Annotated in this window: 16 protein-coding genes; 11 read left to right on the forward strand and 5 right to left on the reverse strand. The window is 44.1% G+C overall.

Features of this window, described 5'->3' with window-relative positions:
- Complete coding sequence (gene yihG / locus ACNPNW_RS16785) at positions 1 to 942, reverse strand: 1-acylglycerol-3-phosphate O-acyltransferase, YihG family (RefSeq protein ID WP_005247110.1); 942 nt, start codon at positions 940 to 942, stop codon at positions 1 to 3.
- Between the two features lie 252 nt (positions 943 to 1,194).
- Between yihG and ACNPNW_RS16790 the strand changes: the two genes are divergently transcribed.
- The 9 genes from ACNPNW_RS16790 (at position 1,195) to ACNPNW_RS16830 (ending at position 10,516) form a co-directional block, all read left to right on the forward strand.
- Positions 1,195 to 1,848, forward strand: a complete 654-nt coding sequence (locus ACNPNW_RS16790; protein ID WP_420937991.1) for a YiaD family glycine zipper/OmpA-like lipoprotein — start codon at positions 1,195 to 1,197, stop codon at positions 1,846 to 1,848.
- A gap of 137 nt (positions 1,849 to 1,985) precedes the next feature.
- Positions 1,986 to 4,025 (forward strand): UvrD-helicase domain-containing protein, encoded by a 2,040-nt coding sequence (locus tag ACNPNW_RS16795; RefSeq protein WP_004730583.1) that lies wholly within the window; start codon positions 1,986 to 1,988, stop codon positions 4,023 to 4,025.
- Positions 4,026 to 4,072: 47 nt separating this feature from the next.
- Complete coding sequence (gene dut, locus ACNPNW_RS16800) at positions 4,073 to 4,525, forward strand: dUTP diphosphatase (RefSeq protein WP_420937992.1); 453 nt, start codon at positions 4,073 to 4,075, stop codon at positions 4,523 to 4,525.
- A gap of 387 nt (positions 4,526 to 4,912) precedes the next feature.
- Positions 4,913 to 6,331: a phosphomannomutase/phosphoglucomutase gene (locus ACNPNW_RS16805; protein ID WP_420937993.1), complete on the forward strand. Its 1,419-nt coding sequence runs from the start codon at positions 4,913 to 4,915 to the stop codon at positions 6,329 to 6,331.
- A gap of 10 nt (positions 6,332 to 6,341) precedes the next feature.
- Positions 6,342 to 7,250 carry an acetylglutamate kinase gene (gene argB / locus ACNPNW_RS16810; RefSeq protein ID WP_005104791.1) on the forward strand — a complete coding sequence of 303 codons (909 nt, stop codon included), beginning with the start codon at positions 6,342 to 6,344 and terminating at the stop codon, positions 7,248 to 7,250.
- A gap of 131 nt (positions 7,251 to 7,381) precedes the next feature.
- Positions 7,382 to 8,230, forward strand: a complete 849-nt coding sequence (locus ACNPNW_RS16815; protein WP_004646129.1) for a class II glutamine amidotransferase — start codon at positions 7,382 to 7,384, stop codon at positions 8,228 to 8,230.
- A gap of 275 nt (positions 8,231 to 8,505) precedes the next feature.
- Complete coding sequence (locus tag ACNPNW_RS16820) at positions 8,506 to 8,961, forward strand: bacteriohemerythrin (RefSeq protein WP_164543218.1); 456 nt, start codon at positions 8,506 to 8,508, stop codon at positions 8,959 to 8,961.
- A gap of 143 nt (positions 8,962 to 9,104) precedes the next feature.
- Entirely contained in the window at positions 9,105 to 10,184 is a 1,080-nt protein-coding gene (locus ACNPNW_RS16825; protein ID WP_138742935.1) for a hypothetical protein, read from the forward strand.
- A complete protein-coding gene (locus ACNPNW_RS16830; protein ID WP_420937994.1) occupies positions 10,184 to 10,516 on the forward strand; it encodes an RnfH family protein in 333 nt (110 codons plus the stop codon). The genes ACNPNW_RS16825 and ACNPNW_RS16830 overlap by 1 nt, the downstream gene beginning before the upstream one ends.
- A 100-nt stretch (positions 10,517 to 10,616) precedes the next feature.
- Here the strand turns inward: ACNPNW_RS16830 and ACNPNW_RS16835 are convergent, their stop codons facing one another.
- Positions 10,617 to 11,015 (reverse strand): outer membrane protein assembly factor BamE, encoded by a 399-nt coding sequence (locus ACNPNW_RS16835; RefSeq protein WP_004279275.1) that lies wholly within the window; start codon positions 11,013 to 11,015, stop codon positions 10,617 to 10,619.
- A 112-nt stretch (positions 11,016 to 11,127) separates the two neighbouring features.
- Here ACNPNW_RS16835 and fur point away from each other — a divergent pair, with 112 nt between their 5' ends.
- A complete protein-coding gene (fur, locus tag ACNPNW_RS16840) occupies positions 11,128 to 11,565 on the forward strand; it encodes a ferric iron uptake transcriptional regulator (protein ID WP_004279276.1) in 438 nt (145 codons plus the stop codon).
- A gap of 67 nt (positions 11,566 to 11,632) precedes the next feature.
- On the opposite strand, the gene ACNPNW_RS16845 is transcribed toward fur, so the two are convergent.
- Positions 11,633 to 12,754, reverse strand: a complete 1,122-nt coding sequence (locus ACNPNW_RS16845; protein WP_004646138.1) for a PilT/PilU family type 4a pilus ATPase — start codon at positions 12,752 to 12,754, stop codon at positions 11,633 to 11,635.
- Positions 12,755 to 12,784: 30 nt separating this feature from the next.
- Positions 12,785 to 13,822 carry a type IV pilus twitching motility protein PilT gene (locus ACNPNW_RS16850; RefSeq protein ID WP_420937995.1) on the reverse strand — a complete coding sequence of 346 codons (1,038 nt, stop codon included), beginning with the start codon at positions 13,820 to 13,822 and terminating at the stop codon, positions 12,785 to 12,787.
- A 123-nt stretch (positions 13,823 to 13,945) separates the two neighbouring features.
- Here ACNPNW_RS16850 and ACNPNW_RS16855 point away from each other — a divergent pair, with 123 nt between their 5' ends.
- Entirely contained in the window at positions 13,946 to 14,635 is a 690-nt protein-coding gene (locus ACNPNW_RS16855; RefSeq protein ID WP_420938002.1) for a YggS family pyridoxal phosphate-dependent enzyme, read from the forward strand.
- A 31-nt stretch (positions 14,636 to 14,666) separates the two neighbouring features.
- On the opposite strand, the gene ACNPNW_RS16860 is transcribed toward ACNPNW_RS16855, so the two are convergent.
- Positions 14,667 to 15,773, reverse strand: a complete 1,107-nt coding sequence (locus ACNPNW_RS16860) for an acyltransferase family protein (protein ID WP_420937996.1) — start codon at positions 15,771 to 15,773, stop codon at positions 14,667 to 14,669.
- Positions 15,774 to 15,777: the final 4 nt, after the last annotated feature.

The following is a 15,777-nucleotide window of genomic DNA, read 5'->3' on the forward strand; positions in this document are numbered from 1 at the left end:
TTACTCAGTTACAGATCCGACCGGGGCTTGGGCAAAGTTCTGCTGCATTTGTGCGATGAGCTGATCTTTTTCGGTCCAGATTTGATCAATCCATTTTTGAAAGCGTGCACGATATTCAGCATCATCTTCATAATTGCCGCCCAGTACCCAGTCTGGAATATCAATTTTTCTTAAATTTACCGCAATACGTGGTACTTCACCTAACCAGAATTCACCATAGCCCGGAATACCGTCAGGATAAACAATGGTCATGTCGACTAGCGCATCAATTTTATCGCCGAGAATACTGAGCGCTAATGCCAGGCCACCGGCTTTAGGTTTCAGTAAATGTGTATAGGGAGACTGCTGCTGATCATGTTTTTCTTGGGTAAAGCGGGTGCCTTCCAGATAATTTAACAGGGTAAAAGGCTGACTGATCAGCTGTTCACAGGATTTACGTGCCTCTTCCATATCCCGATATTTCAGCGCAGGATTTTTAGCAATCTGTTCCTTGCTATGCCGTTTCATCATTGGGAAACCCAAAATTTTAAAGGCCTGACCAACAAAAGGAATAAAAATAAGTTCCCATTTGGTAAAGAAGCGCGTCAGGGGCATACGGGTCAGACCGAAGTATTGATTGACAGTAGTATCGACCCAGCTCTGATGATTACAGGTCATCAAATAACGGCCCTGCATATTCAAATCCAGTGATTCATCTACGCTGATTTGCCATTGCGTGTTTTTCAGCACATGCTCAATTAGCCAGTTGTTGACCCCTAACCAGCTGTTGGTAATCTTGATATTGGTTTCATCCACTTTTGCGGATTTTTTAAAAATTTTGGTTAAACCCAAGGCCAGCACCGGGGGGCCATGAAAAAAAGTACTGCCAGTCATGACTGAAGTGACCGTCAGGCCACGTGCCAGTTTTTTTAAAGTCGGTTGCTTGTTGCTATTCGATGACATATCCAAACAGTCCCCACAGATTAATCGCTTAAATTTTTCATATTTTGAGTAATATAGAGACAGTTAGGCAAATAAAAAAGCCTGAACAGGAAACTATGAAGATATTGTGATGAACTACTTTGATTTAGTTACATATAAACATTACAAAATATTACTAAACGATTTATTATTAACAAAAATTCAATGGTTACACCATTCAATTTAAATCATTATCTCGCTTATACAACAAAGCATACAACAAGGAGTCATGCGATGCGTGCACTAGTAATTTCAGCAGCTGTAGCAGGGGCCGTAGCACTAACAGGTTGTCAATCAACTGGCAGTAACATCGGTGGTGTAGAATATGATAAAGCGGCTCTAGGTACTTTAATTGGTTCTGCAGCTGGCTACGGCGTTTCTAAAAGTAATGCAAATACTAGCCGTCAAAACAACCGTGCAGCAGCAATTGGTGCTGTTGTAGGTGGTGCAGCAGGTATTTATCTTGATAATAAAGAGAAAAAATTACGTCAAGCAACAGCTGGTACTGGTGTAGACGTTAACCGTAATGCAGATGGTTCGATTAACCTTGTGATGCCGGGCAGCATTACATTTGACACGAACAAGTCAAATATCAAACCAAACTTTTATGGCACTTTGAACAAAGTAGCGCAAGTATTAACTGAAGATAACAAGAGCGGTATTCTTGTAACTGGTTATACAGACAGCACGGGTAATGACTCAATTAACTTGCCATTGTCTCAAGCACGCGCAAACTCTGTAGCGACTTACTTGGCAGGCCAAGGTGTTTCACGTACACGTATTAATGCTCAAGGTTTAGGTTCAGCGAACCCAATTGCAGACAATACAACTGCCGCAGGTAAAGAGCAAAACCGTCGTGTAGAAATCGCGGTATATGCAGTTCAATAATTCTTGAACGCTTAAGAAAAAACCACCTTCGGGTGGTTTTTTTATATCTGAATATTGATCTGATTAATCGTATTTTAAATTAGGCAACTGACGCAGAGATGACTATAATCGGAGCCGAATCTAGAAGAGGAAGCCATATGTCACTCGCCAGTCAGTTAAATGACAAGCAACTTGAAGCCATGAAATACACTCAAGGGCCCTTGTTAGTACTTGCAGGAGCGGGTTCAGGCAAGACTTCAGTGATCACGCGAAAAATCGCGTATTTAGTCAAGCATTGCGGGATTCCCGCACATCGTATTACTGCGATGACTTTTACCAACAAGGCAGCACGTGAGATGAAAGAGCGTGTCAGCAAATTGTTGACGCGTGAAGAAAGTAAAGGCGTTTCAGTTTCGACCTTCCATACTTTTGGCCTGAATATGCTGCGCCTGGAGTTGAAACATACCCCACTGAAAAATAATTTCTCGATTCTGGATGCTGACGACTGTAAACGCATTCTGATGGATCTGATGCAGCGTGACAATTTATCCGGTGCAGAAAGCAAAGAACTGATTGCCAAAGCCATGAAAATGATCTCGGACTGGAAAAATGATCTGATTCCACCCGAGCAGGCACATACTACCTGTGAAACTGCCGAAGATGTGCAGTTTGCGCATTTATATCAATTATATGAACGTAATTTGCGTGCCTATAACGCCGTGGATTTTGATGACCTGATTGTAATGCCGACGCGCTTGCTGCAGGAAAATGCTGAAGTCCGTGACAAATGGCAAAACCGCGTGCGTTATCTGCTGGTGGATGAATATCAGGATACCAATACAGCACAGTATATTCTGGTGAAATTACTGGTTGGCGTGATGGGACAGTTCACCGCCGTAGGCGATGATGACCAGTCAATCTATGCCTGGCGTGGCGCTAAACCGGAAAATATGGCCTTGCTGCAGCAGGATTTTCCTAATCTGAAAGTGATTAAGCTGGAACAGAACTATCGTTCGACCAGTCGTATTCTCAAAGCAGCCAACACTGTCATTGGTAATAATCCGCATATTTTTGATAAAAAGCTCTGGTCGGACAAAGGCCATGGTGAAGTGATCCGTGTGATTACCTGCCGCAATGATGATGATGAAGCAGAACGCGTGGTTAAAGACCTGATCACGCATAAATTGATGAACGGTAAAAGCTGGAAAGATTATGCGGTGTTGTACCGCGGCAATTTCCAGGCGCGTATTTTAGAAACCCATCTGCGCCAGATGCAGATTCCGTATAAATTATCTGGCGGACAGTCCTTCTTCGCACGTGCCGAAATCAAGGACATGATGAGCTATTTACGCTTGATCATTAACCCTGAAGATGACAGTGCATTTTTACGAATTATCAATACGCCAAAACGGGCAATTGGTCCGGTAACGCTGGAAAAGCTCGGTCTATTTGCTCAGGAAAATAATCTGTCGCTTCTGGCTGCGGCTGCGGATCAGCGTCTGACCATGGCGATTCCGAAAAAGGCCACGACTCAATTGGCTGAGTTTGCCGATTTTATTGAGGGTTTTACCCGCAATTTACTGGATGATGATGAACCAGTGCCAATTATCCGCCAGATGATGATTGAAGCCGGTTATATCGATTACATCAAGGAAACTGCAGCCACACCAGCGCAGGAAAAGACCAAGCTCGACAATATCGAAGTGCTCTATAGCAGCATTCAAAGCCTGATTAACCGCGCTGAAGATGTTGATGAAAAAAATATTGAAAGTGTGATTCGTAAAATGGTGCTGCTGGACATGCTCGAGCAGCAGCAGGAAGAAGAGGACACCGATAAAGTCAATTTATTGACTTTGCATGCGTCTAAAGGTCTGGAATTTCCTTATGTCTATCTGATCGGGCTGGAAGAAGAAATTCTGCCACATAAAAACTCGATCGCTGCAGAAACGGTCGAAGAGGAACGCCGTCTGATGTATGTGGGGATTACCCGTGCACGTCAGGGACTGACCATTACTCTGGCAGAACAGCGCAAGGCCGGTGGGCAGATGAAGCAAATGACCCCAAGCCGTTTCCTGGATGAATTACCGGAAGATGAGCTGGAATGGTTAGGCCGCAAGAAAAAGCTGGCCGGTAACATCGATCCAAAATTACAAGCCCAACATTATCTTGATAATTTGCGTAATCTTATCAAACGATAAGGTACAAGACTTGCTCTTATTTTAAATGAAACAACAGGAATGAATACATGAAAGTTCAGGTGAAAGTCCTTGACTCGCGTCTTGGTCAGGAATGGCCATTACCGACTTATGCTACGACAGGTTCAGCGGGGCTGGATTTGCGTGCGTGTGTTGCAGAAACCACAATCATTGAACCAGGCCAAACGGTTTTGGTAAAAACTGGTTTAGCAATCTATATTGAAGATCCTGCATTTGCTGGTCTGATCTTGCCACGTTCGGGTTTGGGCCATAAACATGGGATCGTGTTGGGTAACCTGGTAGGTTTAATTGATTCTGATTATCAGGGTGAATTGATGGTATCCGTTTGGAACCGTAGTCATACGGCATTCAGCTTAGAGCCAGGTGAACGTTTGGCGCAGTATGTGTTGGTTCCTGTGGTACAAGCTGAATTCGATCTGGTGAATGAATTCGAAGCGACTGAACGCGGTGCTGGCGGTTTTGGTCATACGGGTAAAAACTAAGTTTTAATAATGGCTTACATTCATTAACTGGATGTAAGCCATTTTTAGTTGATTAGATTAAATATTAAAAAAAATGAATTGGTTGAAATATATTTAAAAAATAAAACCTTATTTTTTCGGCCAAGTAGAATTATTTAAATCCAAAATTGATGTAATTATCAAATGTCTAATTAGATGAAACTCAAAATAAATATAATTGAATAATCATTGTTTAATTACAAGAACCCTATAATTCTAAAGTTGTAGATTATATTTTTATAATTGATTGTTACATTGAAATCGTTTAAAAATAGCAGGTCTTAAAACAAAAACAAATGTTTAAAGTCATTATGATGAAATCATCATTTTAAATCTCCTTATTTTAACGAATAGTGAAAAGACAGTTTTATGGGATCTATGAATCATCCATTCCCCATGCATATCTTTCGTGCCTATGACATACGCGGTAAAGTCAGTCTATTAGGTGCCGGGATCATTGATGCAATTGCCCACGGTTTAGCCCAGCAGTATCAGGCTGCGGGACAGACACGTGTCGCCATTGGTTATGATGCACGCATCAGTAGTCCGGCTTTTGCCGACATCATTGCCCGTATTTTTAAAGACTATTCGCTGGAAGCCACTATTATAGGCTGTTGTTCCAGCCCGATGCTGTATTTCACCGCACGCCAGTTTGATGGCAATGGCATTATGGTCACCGCCAGTCATAATCCTAAAGAAGATAATGGGATTAAATGGATTATTGATGGTGAACCACCTTGTCCTGAGATGATTCAACAGGTGGCCCAACTGGCAAAGTCGCATTGCGATAGCCAGCTACTTGGTTTAGCCGAACTGCCGCATCAGATTATTCCAGAGTTTTGCCTGCAGTATCAGCAGGGAATATTAGAAGATATTCAATTAAAGCGCTCATTTAAAGTGATTCTGGATGGTCTGCATGGCTCCGCCGGACGTTGTGCCGACTTGGTACTCAGAAAAATGGGCTGTGAAGTGACTGCTTTACGTTGTGATGCCAATGGACATTTTCCGGATCATGCGCCGGATCCTTCGCAGGACAAACATCTTGAGACTTTACGCCAAACTGTCATGCAACAGCAGGCTGATCTCGGTATTGCCCTGGACGGTGATGGCGATCGCCTGGTTCTGGTTGATGAACAGGGTCAGATTATCACAGCCGATCAGTTATTATGTCTGTTTGCCGAAATTTGCCTAAGCGATTCAGCACCACGCCAATTTGTTTATGATGTGAAATGTTCAACTTTGGTTCGCGATACAGTGCAACGTCTGGGCGGGGAACCGGTGATGATTCGTACCGGCAGTTCATTTCTCAGAACTTATCTGAACCAGTCTCAGCATCAGGCGATTTTTGGTGGGGAATATGCCGGACATTATGTCTTTAATGATGGTCGCGGCTGGGGCTATGATGATGGCCTCTATGCAGCGCTCAGAGTCATGGAATATCTCGACCAAACGGGGCAAACTCTCGCGCAGGCCTTGGCGGCTTATCCAAAACGACATGGTACTGAAGATCTTTATATTTCAACGCGTCAAGTACGTCCTGTTGAGCTTTTAAACTTCGTTGAACAACAATCCGCAAGAATTCATGCGCAAATCAGTAAAATTGATGGGATACGTCTTGATTTTGAGGATGGTTTTGGCATCATTCGAGCATCCAATACAGGTGAGTATTTCACAGTGCGCTTTGATGCCAATAATGCCCAAGGTCTAAATGAAATTCGTCATCTGTTTGTAGCCATGTTGCGTGACCGTTATCCAGAGATCGCTCAAGACATTTTAGATGCTCAATAAGGAGAGGCGAATGCCAAATCAACAAACAGGCATCGACAAAGCACAGATTTTGACAGAAGCTTTGCCGTATATTCAACGCTTTGCGGGTAAAACCCTGGTGGTAAAATACGGCGGTAACGCGATGACCGATCCTGAACTGGAAAGTTCATTTGCACGTGATATTGTATTATTAAAAACAGTCGGTATTAATCCGATCGTGGTGCATGGCGGTGGCCCGCAAGTCGATTCCATGCTGAAACAGCTGGGCCGCGAGTCAGACCGTATCGACGGCATGCGTGTAACTGATCCTGCGACCATGGAAGTGGTTGAGATGGTACTTGGCGGCAGCGTTAACAAATCCATTGTGAACCTGATCAACCAGCATGGTGGTCGTGCGATTGGTCTTACCGGTAAAGACGGCAACCTGATTCGTGCGCAAAAACTGCTGATGGAAAAAGTGGCTGAAGATGGTTCAGTTCAGCAAATTGATCTGGGTCTGGTCGGTGAAGTTGTTGGTGTGAAGACGGATGTTCTGGAAATGTTCACCAATAGTGACTTTATTCCAGTCATTGCTCCGTTAGGCGTCGATGAAGAAGGCAATACCTATAATATCAATGCCGATCTGGTCGCTGGTAAAGTCGCTGAAGCCCTAGGTGCAGAAAAACTGATTCTACTCACCAATATCACCGGTGTTCTGGATGAAAATAAAAACCTGCTGACTGGCTTGACCACTCAGGAAGTCGATCGTCTGATTGAAACCGGCGTGATTTATGGCGGCATGATTCCGAAAGTGGGTTGTGCTCTGGATGCGGTAAAAGGCGGTGTCGTGAGTGCACATATCGTGGATGGTCGTGTACCACATGCCAGCTTACTGGAAATTTTCACCGATCATGGTGTTGGTACTCTCATTACCAACCGTGCCAATCCGCATCGCTCATAATCCATTTTTTGCCAAAAAGAGTCTCAATAGAGGCTCTTTTTTATTTGAATTTATCAAACCCAGATATTTGAAATGACAGGAACAGTCATGCACAATAAGCTTCTAAGTAAATAGAGAGCTGAAACCAGACCATGTGCCAACTGCTCGGAATGAATTGTGCCACCCCGACGGATATTACTTTTTCCTTCCGCGGATTTTCCCAGCGGGCGGGCATTACCTCTGATCATGCGGATGGTTTCGGGATTGCTTTCTTTGAAGATAAAGCCTGCCGTCTGTTCGTCGATAACCAGTCTGCGGTTGAATCTCCGATTGCCGAGCTAGTGCGTAACTATCCAATCAAATCACGCAATGTGATTGCCCATATCCGTAAAGCGACCCAAGGCAAAATTAATCTGGAAAACTCGCATCCTTTTAGCCGTGAACTTTGGGGGCGGCAATGGATTTTTGCCCATAATGGCGATTTATATGATTATTTTCCTGAACTGTCAGGGCGCTTTACCCCAGTCGGAAATACCGACAGTGAGCGTGCCTTCTGTTACCTGCTGGATCAACTGGTGAAACGCTTTGGCTATCATGAGCCGAAACTGGATCAGGTTTTCGATCTTCTAGCTGAAATTTCACCTGCAATCGCGGAGCATGGCACCTTTAATTTCTGCCTGTCGAATGGTCAGGCGCTGTTTAGCTATGCGATTACTAAACTCCACTGGCTGGTACGTGAATACCCGTTTAGACCGGCTCAGCTGATTGATATTGATGTCGAAGTGGACTTTAGTCAGGTCACGACCCCTGAAGATCGCGTCGCAGTGATTACCACTGAACCATTGACCCAGAATGAAGAATGGACTGCCTTCCAGCCCGGTGAAATGATCCTGTTTCAGCATGGGGCGAAAGTACGTTCTCAGTTGACGCATGTTGAACGTCTGGAACGTGAACGTCTTGATCCTTCCTTAAAACGCGTCACGCGAGCTGATCAATATTGAAATGCGATTAAAGACGGAGTTTAAACTCCGTTTTTTTATATTTAAAAAATAAGAAAAAATCTAAGAATAAATAAAGGTTTATTGCGGATTTTGGTTAATTAATATCTTAGCCTTTTACTCAGGATAAATTATTTTTAATTATATATAACAGAAACTTAAAATGAAAAAGCCGGATTTAGGCGGAAAGCCGACTAATTTGCTTCATTTTTATTTGAATCAATACGCTATATGCTCATTTTCACGTTATAAGTCCTTAATATTTATAGGTGGTCGTAATGAAAATGAAATGGGTTCCAGATTATAATACTGGTATCGATGTGATTGACGATCAGCACAAACGAATTCTCGATTATATCAACGAAATTGATGGAATTGATGCCAATACCGAGCGTGCCCGTATTAAACAGATTCTCGACAATATTATTGATTATACCCAGTCGCATTTCACCTTTGAGGAATCTCTTCAGGAAGAAGCCGGCTATAAATATCGGGTGCCGCATAAACGTGTGCATGACCTGTTTATTAAAAAAATCGAGTCTTATCGTGACCGTTTTGAACTGGGACAGTCCATTGAATCAGAGCTGCACGAAGTATTATCGAAATGGCTGATTAACCATATTCAGCATGATGACGCCGATTATGTCGGTGCCGTGAAAGAAAATATGATGGGGATCATCAAGGAAAAAGAAAAGAAAACAGGTAAAAACTGGTTGGCTCGTTTCTTTTCATAATAAAAGACGTAACGAGATAACAAAAATTAAAATCTAATTATAATTTTTGCGCAGCAAATCACTGTCATGGTGGTTTGCTTTTTGTTTTTGATTTTCACCGCTCCACAAGGCAAAATAGCGCTAGATTTTTATAGGAATGCATCATGCAGGACAATGCTATGTCAAAATGGTTATCGCCGCTGATGGCTTTCTGTTTATCGTTTATTATCATCGCGACGCTCGCACCGATAACCGGTATACAGATTGATCGTCAGATGGATTTCTGGATGCTCTGGTTGGCCTCCATGCTGATTCTGGCACTTCCAGTCTGCTACTTGGAAATTGCTTTGGCCAAGCGCTCTAAAACAACGCCATTACAGGCGCTTTCGACGCTGACCCGTGAAGCGGATGCGTCACAGAAATGGCGTATTGTCGGCTGGTTAAGTGTGATTTTTATTCCGTTTTTGGCAGGTGCTATGTTGAACAATGCCAGCAATGTTCTGGCGGTTGTTGCACTTGATCTTGCACCGAACCTTTTGTTGATCGGATTGGCAATTGCTGCGCTGGTCTTGTCACTGCTGCCGCGTCAAATTTTATTAGCTTTTACAACGATTGGCGTACTGGCGTCTCTGGTTCTAGCCAATGTGATGGGAACGGTGCTACCTGCATGGCAAATCACGCCAGTCGAGTTCTCGGAATGGGGCAATGCCACGGTATTGGCACTGGTGGCAAGTGGTCTGGGCATGGGCTTGTACTGGCAATCTAGCCTGAGCGCTGTACAACAACAGGATGTCGCCAGCAAGACGGTATTGCCGATCTGGATTGCGCAGCTCGTTGCTGTCATTGCATTTGCTTTCTTTGCCGTACAAGCACAAATTCCTGCATTTACTCTGGTCGCAGCAATGGTGGCAGCTGCCGCATTAATTCTGCAAATGGCACGTGAACAATTACAGCAACGCCAGCTTCATCCTGCGATTCAATGGGCGATTGTGGCGGCGGTTACACTGATCTGGGCTATTCCAAATCTAAGCCCAATTTTCAATGTGGTCTTGTTAGTCTGGGGCCTATTGATTTGTTTGATCTATGCACTGTTTGCCGGCTGGATCATGAAGATCAGTCATTTGCGTAAATCAATGAATTTTAGCTCTGAAGCGTTTTATAACATCTGGCGTATTGCAGTACGTGTGGTGTTGCCGGTCGGGATTATTCTGGCAATCATTGCTGTCTTAGGACAATTCGTCTGATGAGTGAGGCGATGATCTGGGTAGCGTATGCGACGTCAGAAAAACAATTTCATCTAGCCGTGCCATTTCAGCCTGGCATGACGGCACTGGATGCGATTCAGCAAAGTAGAATCCGTGAGCAGGTCGAATTGCCTGAACCGTTATCTCTGGGCATTTTTGGCGTGCGTTTGCAAGATCATCAGCAGCTATTGGCAGCAGGGGATCGGGTGGAAATTTACCGAGCACTGACCATCAATCCTAAAGATATCCGACGTAAACGCGCCGAGAAAAATCCGGTGGGTCGTTATGCCAGAGGCAATCTTTTAAGAAAGCTGAAACCATCTTCCGAATAGAAAGGGGTTGGAATGAGCAGTAGTCTCAAGGATCTGCTCAATCAATCACCTTAATCAAAAAAGCCCCTGATGATTCAGGGGCTTTTTCATGAGAAACCGACTATAGTGGAGGAGCATTTAAAATTGCTTCTTTTGATCCTGGTAAGCCGGGTTGAGATTCTGGAATCGTCTCCAGACCTTCAACACGTTCCACGATACCAGACTGGTTAAAGTAGATTTTCAAATGCTGGCCTTGGGCTGCCGGGATCTTGGCTTTTTTAGCGTAGGTTCCTGGGGTATAGTTATAGATGTAGTCCCAACGTAAAGGATTCAGTGGATCGCTTACTGTTGGACTGCCCAGTAAGAAACGCACCTGTTGATGGCTCATTCCTACCTGAATTTTAGCGGCTTGTGCTTGGGTTAAAGGGGTTCCTTGTGGAATATCTACTTTATAAACACCTAATGTCGAACAGCCGACGAGCAATGAAGTGACGAATAACGTCAACATGATTTTTTGCATTTTGCTAAACTATCCCAAATTAATTATGATGCATTTGATCCAAGGATAGATCATACTGCATCTAAACTTTGTTGCATATTCCAACTTTGATTTTGTTGAGAGACCTTTTTACATGACTATTTCAAACCAAGATTTACGAAAAGCTGGGCTGAAAGTTACCCTTCCACGAATTAAAATATTAGAATTACTAGAAAATTCAAAACAACATCATTTAAGTGCGGAAGATATTTACAAGACTTTACTCGATCAGGGCGAAGATGTAGGTTTAGCAACTGTGTATCGTGTGTTAACGCAATTTGAAGCAGCGGGCATCATCGAACGTCATAATTTTGAAAATAATCATTCAGTTTTTGAAATTATGCAGGAAGATCACCACGATCACCTAGTATGTTTAAATTGCAGCAAAGTTGTTGAATTTATTAATGACACGATTGAAAAAGAGCAGCATGACGTTGCCGAGAAATTTGGTTTTGAATTAACCGGTCACTCACTGAATCTGTATGGCTACTGCGATGCGCCTGCCTGTCAGGAAGTTTTCCGTAAAAAATAATTTGAGCGTTGGTTCAAACAAAAAACAGGCTTCATGCGAAGCCTGTTTTTTTATGTTTTCAAGATGATCAGGACTGACCATCAAAGGTAATATTGGAATGCGCACGTAATAAGTGGCTACCACCTTCTTCCGACAATTTGATTTGCAGACGCAGGTCGTTGGGTGAATCCGCATGTTTCAGCGCATCTTTATAGCTGATCTGTTTGGCTTTATACAAATCATACAGCGCCTGATCGAAGGTCTGCATGCCCAGTTCACGGGAACGCTTCATCAGGTCCTTAATCTCATGCACATCACCTTTACGAATCAGGTCGGCAATCAGTGGCGAGTTAATTAGAATCTCAATCGCTGCACGGCGACCATTGCCATCGATGGTTGGAATCAGTTGCTGTGCCACAATGGCTTTCATGTTCAGGGACAAGTCCATGAACAGCTGATTATGCCGGTCTGCTTCGAAGAAATGGATAATCCGGTCAATTGCCTGGTTGGCGTTGTTGGCGTGCAGGGTAGCGAAGACAAGATGACCGGTTTCGGCGAAGGCAATCGCATAATCCATGGTTTCACGTGAACGGATCTCACCGATCAGAATCACGTCTGGTGCCTGACGCAGGGTATTTTTCAGGGCAATTTCAAATGAATCAGTATCGATGCCGACTTCACGCTGGGTGATAATACAGCCCTTATGCTGGTGAATAAATTCGATCGGATCTTCAATGGTAATGATATGACCTTTGGAATTTTCATTACGATAACCGACCAAAGATGCCAGCGAGGTTGATTTACCGGTACCCGTTGCCCCGACAAAAATAATGATGCCACGTTTGGTCATCGCCAGTTCTTTTAAAATGGGCGGTAACTTGAGTTCATCCATCGTGGGAATAACAGTTTCAATCCGACGCAGCACCATCCCCGGTTGATCGCGTTGCTGAAAGGCACTGACACGGAAGCGGGCACTTTTATCCGGCGTGCTGATGGCAAAGTTACATTCACGACTGTCAGCAAATTCTTTACGCTGCTTTTCGGTCATGATGGAATTGAGCAGTTGTCCTACTGCCGCACCCGGTAATTTTACTGAGCCAATCGGTAAAATCTGACCATTAATCTTGATGGATGGTTCGACATCGGCAGTAATGAACAGATCCGATGCTTTTTTCTCCACCATATAATCGAGTAAGCCGTTAAAATCCATGTATATAAACCCCAATACAATTCAATTTTCTTATAAAAATGCTTCTGGCTGTTTGGCTGAAGTACGTGCAACTTGCGGGCTGATCAAACCTTTGGACACCAGTGTTTTCAGGGTCTGGTCCAGTGTGGTCATGCCATAGTTGGCACCGGTCTGAATTGCTGAGTACATTTGTGCGACTTTGTTTTCACGAATTAGGTTACGAATCGCCGGAATACCAATCATGATTTCATGCGCCGCCACACGCCCACCGCCATTTTTCTTCAGCAGAGCCTGTGAAACTACGGCTTGTAGGGATTCAGACAACATGGCACGTACCATGTCTTTTTCTTCAGCAGGGAATACGTCGATCACACGGTCAATGGTTTTGGCCGCTGAGGTGGTATGCAGGGTGCCGAAAACAAGGTGACCCGTTTCTGCCGCAGTTAAAGCCAGACGAATGGTTTCAAGGTCACGCATCTCACCGACCAGAATAATATCCGGATCTTCACGTAATGCAGAACGTAATGCTTCATTAAAGCCATGCGTATCACGATGCACTTCACGCTGGTTAATCAAACATTTCTTGGACTGATGCACAAATTCGATCGGATCTTCGACGGTCAGAATATGGTCATAGCGGTTGTCATTAATATAATCCAGCATCGCCGCCAAGGTGGTTGATTTACCCGAACCGGTTGGACCTGTGACCAGTACCAGACCACGTGGATATTCACAGATATCTTTAAAAATCTGTCCCATGCCCAGATCTTCAAGGGTCAGTACTTTAGAGGGAATGGTACGGAATACCGCACCGGCACCGCGGTTCTGGTTAAATGCGTTGACACGGAAACGTGCCACGCCAGGCACTTCAAAAGAAAAGTCAGTTTCCAGATTTTCTTCAAAATCACGGCGCTGTTTATCGTTCATGATGTCATAAACGAGTTTATGCACTTCTTTGTGTTCTAATGCTGGCAGGTTGATGCGACGAACTTCCCCATCGACACGAATCATTGGCGGTAAGCCCGCAGACAAGTGTAAATCCGACGCACCATTTTTAGCAGAAAATGCCAACAATTCTGTGATATCCATAAGGTCCCCGAGTTCATTAAAATGTTAATTATTTTGATAGAATAATAAGGCTTTCCCACAGCTTAACCAACACTTAGTTCATGGGCAAGGGAAAAAAAGATGAATGAAATGAGAACCCCATCAATGAATATGTTGCAACAGTCACGAAATCAGGTCTTAGTGCAAATTGAAACTGCCTGTATTCAGGCCGGCCGCGAAGCAGATACGGTGCAACTGCTTGCCGTTTCCAAGACCCAGCCGAGTAGCGTGCTGGCAGAGATGTATCAGGCAGGGCAACGTGCTTTTGGTGAAAACTATTTGCAGGAAGCACTGGAAAAAATCACGGCACTGAAAGAGCTGGAGATTGAATGGCATTTTATTGGTCATGTGCAGCGCAACAAAACCAAGGCTCTGGCGGAAAATTTTGCCTGGGTACATGGAGTCGATCGCCTGATTATTGCCGAGCGTTTATCAAATCAGCGTGGAGATAATCAGTCCGCACTGAATATCTGTATTCAGGTGAATATTGATGGCCAGGATACCAAAGATGGCTGCCAGCCGGAAGAAGTCGCAGATTTGGTGGCACAGATCAGCCAACTGCCGAATGTGCGTTTACGTGGCCTGATGGTGATTCCTGCACCGAATAATCCTCAAGCCTTTGCTGATGCCAAAGTTTTATTTGATGCAGTCAAAGTTCAGCATGCACACCCTGAAGATTGGGATACTTTAAGTATGGGCATGTCTGGGGATATGACCGAAGCGATTGCTGCGGGTTCTACCATGGTTCGTGTTGGCACAGCCCTATTTGGTGCACGGCCTAAAAAAGATGTATAAACTACTAATGTCAGTTTTTTGCAGCAAAGCGTTATCGCAGGGTATTGGATAACGCTTTTTTTCTGGCTGGTTCGAGCCATTTGGCCATTAACCAGGCAAAAACTATTAAGCTGCACATGCTGGCAAGCAAAGCTAAAATTGCTCCGCCCAGACCATAGGCCAAAGTTGCCGGAATACAGCCCAAAATAAATAAAAGTAATGGGAAATGGGTGACATACAAGGTATAGGAAAAGTCTGCGGATTGAACCCAGACCGGATGATAATGACTGCGTCGATGCTGGAGCTGTACCAGCCAGCAGCTAAAGGCCAGACCCACACAGAAATTAAAAGGGGCAAAATTCGCAGCGCGGTATTGCTGGGCCTCATCAATCACCTGAAACTGGTAAGCATCAAAACAGGCGATTAGAAATGCCAAGCCGAATAGGGTTAATTTGACTGATTGTAAGCGGTTTAAAAAACGTAGCTGGATATATCGAAATGAACAAGCAAAGGCAGTGAGCCAGACCAGAAAATAAATAAAAAACTGGATGTTCAGTACTGATAGTATAGCCAGAACCATAAAAAACCCGATTTTGGCGATTTCCGAATTTTTTAAAAAAGGTAAGAATCCGGCCAGCACATAAAACCACACTTCATAGCTCAGACTCCAGAGCGCAGCATTGGCTGAAACCGTTGGCGTCACAAAGCTATTCAAAAATAGCAGCGAGCCAATAAACTCCATCATGTCTATACTATAGTCAGTCCGGATCATCATGCCAAAACTGTGTTGAAAAGCATGCGTGTGGCTGGTAAATAATAGTGGAGCAAGCAGATATAAAACCAGGGTCAACCCCATGGCAAACAGAAAGGGCGGTAAAATTCTGCGGCCACGCTGTCGGGCATAATGGTGCAGATTGAACTGACCATGCTGATGAATGTTGTACTGGATTGAATAGCCGATCAGATAGCCACTTAAGGCAAAGAAAATCATGACTGCAGCCTGCCCAAGCAGGCGTATCCATGAATAAATGCTGGTATCGAAAGGCGCAATAAATGCCTGAAAGCAGTGACTGAATAACACCACAATGGCACTGATACCCCGTAGGCTCTCAAGCTGTAGGCTGAAATAGTGCGAGAGCTTGTCCGGGGCAGTGTTCATGATC

It is taken from the genome of Acinetobacter endophylla (assembly GCF_053543775.1).

Coding starts and splice junctions, on each gene's coding strand:
- ACNPNW_RS16805 (WP_420937993.1), top strand. CDS start 4,913: ATGGGATCTATGAATCATCCATTCCCCATGCATATCTTTCGTGCCTAT.
- yihG (WP_005247110.1), bottom strand. CDS start 942: ATGTCATCGAATAGCAACAAGCAACCGACTTTAAAAAAACTGGCACGT.
- ACNPNW_RS16860 (WP_420937996.1), bottom strand. CDS start 15,773: ATGAACACTGCCCCGGACAAGCTCTCGCACTATTTCAGCCTACAGCTT.
- ACNPNW_RS16820 (WP_164543218.1), top strand. CDS start 8,506: ATGAAAATGAAATGGGTTCCAGATTATAATACTGGTATCGATGTGATT.
- ACNPNW_RS16830 (WP_420937994.1), top strand. CDS start 10,184: ATGAGTGAGGCGATGATCTGGGTAGCGTATGCGACGTCAGAAAAACAA.
- ACNPNW_RS16795 (WP_004730583.1), top strand. CDS start 1,986: ATGTCACTCGCCAGTCAGTTAAATGACAAGCAACTTGAAGCCATGAAA.
- ACNPNW_RS16850 (WP_420937995.1), bottom strand. CDS start 13,822: ATGGATATCACAGAATTGTTGGCATTTTCTGCTAAAAATGGTGCGTCG.
- dut (WP_420937992.1), top strand. CDS start 4,073: ATGAAAGTTCAGGTGAAAGTCCTTGACTCGCGTCTTGGTCAGGAATGG.
- ACNPNW_RS16845 (WP_004646138.1), bottom strand. CDS start 12,754: ATGGATTTTAACGGCTTACTCGATTATATGGTGGAGAAAAAAGCATCG.
- ACNPNW_RS16790 (WP_420937991.1), top strand. CDS start 1,195: ATGCGTGCACTAGTAATTTCAGCAGCTGTAGCAGGGGCCGTAGCACTA.
- ACNPNW_RS16835 (WP_004279275.1), bottom strand. CDS start 11,015: ATGCAAAAAATCATGTTGACGTTATTCGTCACTTCATTGCTCGTCGGC.
- ACNPNW_RS16855 (WP_420938002.1), top strand. CDS start 13,946: ATGAATATGTTGCAACAGTCACGAAATCAGGTCTTAGTGCAAATTGAA.
- fur (WP_004279276.1), top strand. CDS start 11,128: ATGACTATTTCAAACCAAGATTTACGAAAAGCTGGGCTGAAAGTTACC.
- ACNPNW_RS16825 (WP_138742935.1), top strand. CDS start 9,105: ATGCAGGACAATGCTATGTCAAAATGGTTATCGCCGCTGATGGCTTTC.
- argB (WP_005104791.1), top strand. CDS start 6,342: ATGCCAAATCAACAAACAGGCATCGACAAAGCACAGATTTTGACAGAA.
- ACNPNW_RS16815 (WP_004646129.1), top strand. CDS start 7,382: ATGTGCCAACTGCTCGGAATGAATTGTGCCACCCCGACGGATATTACT.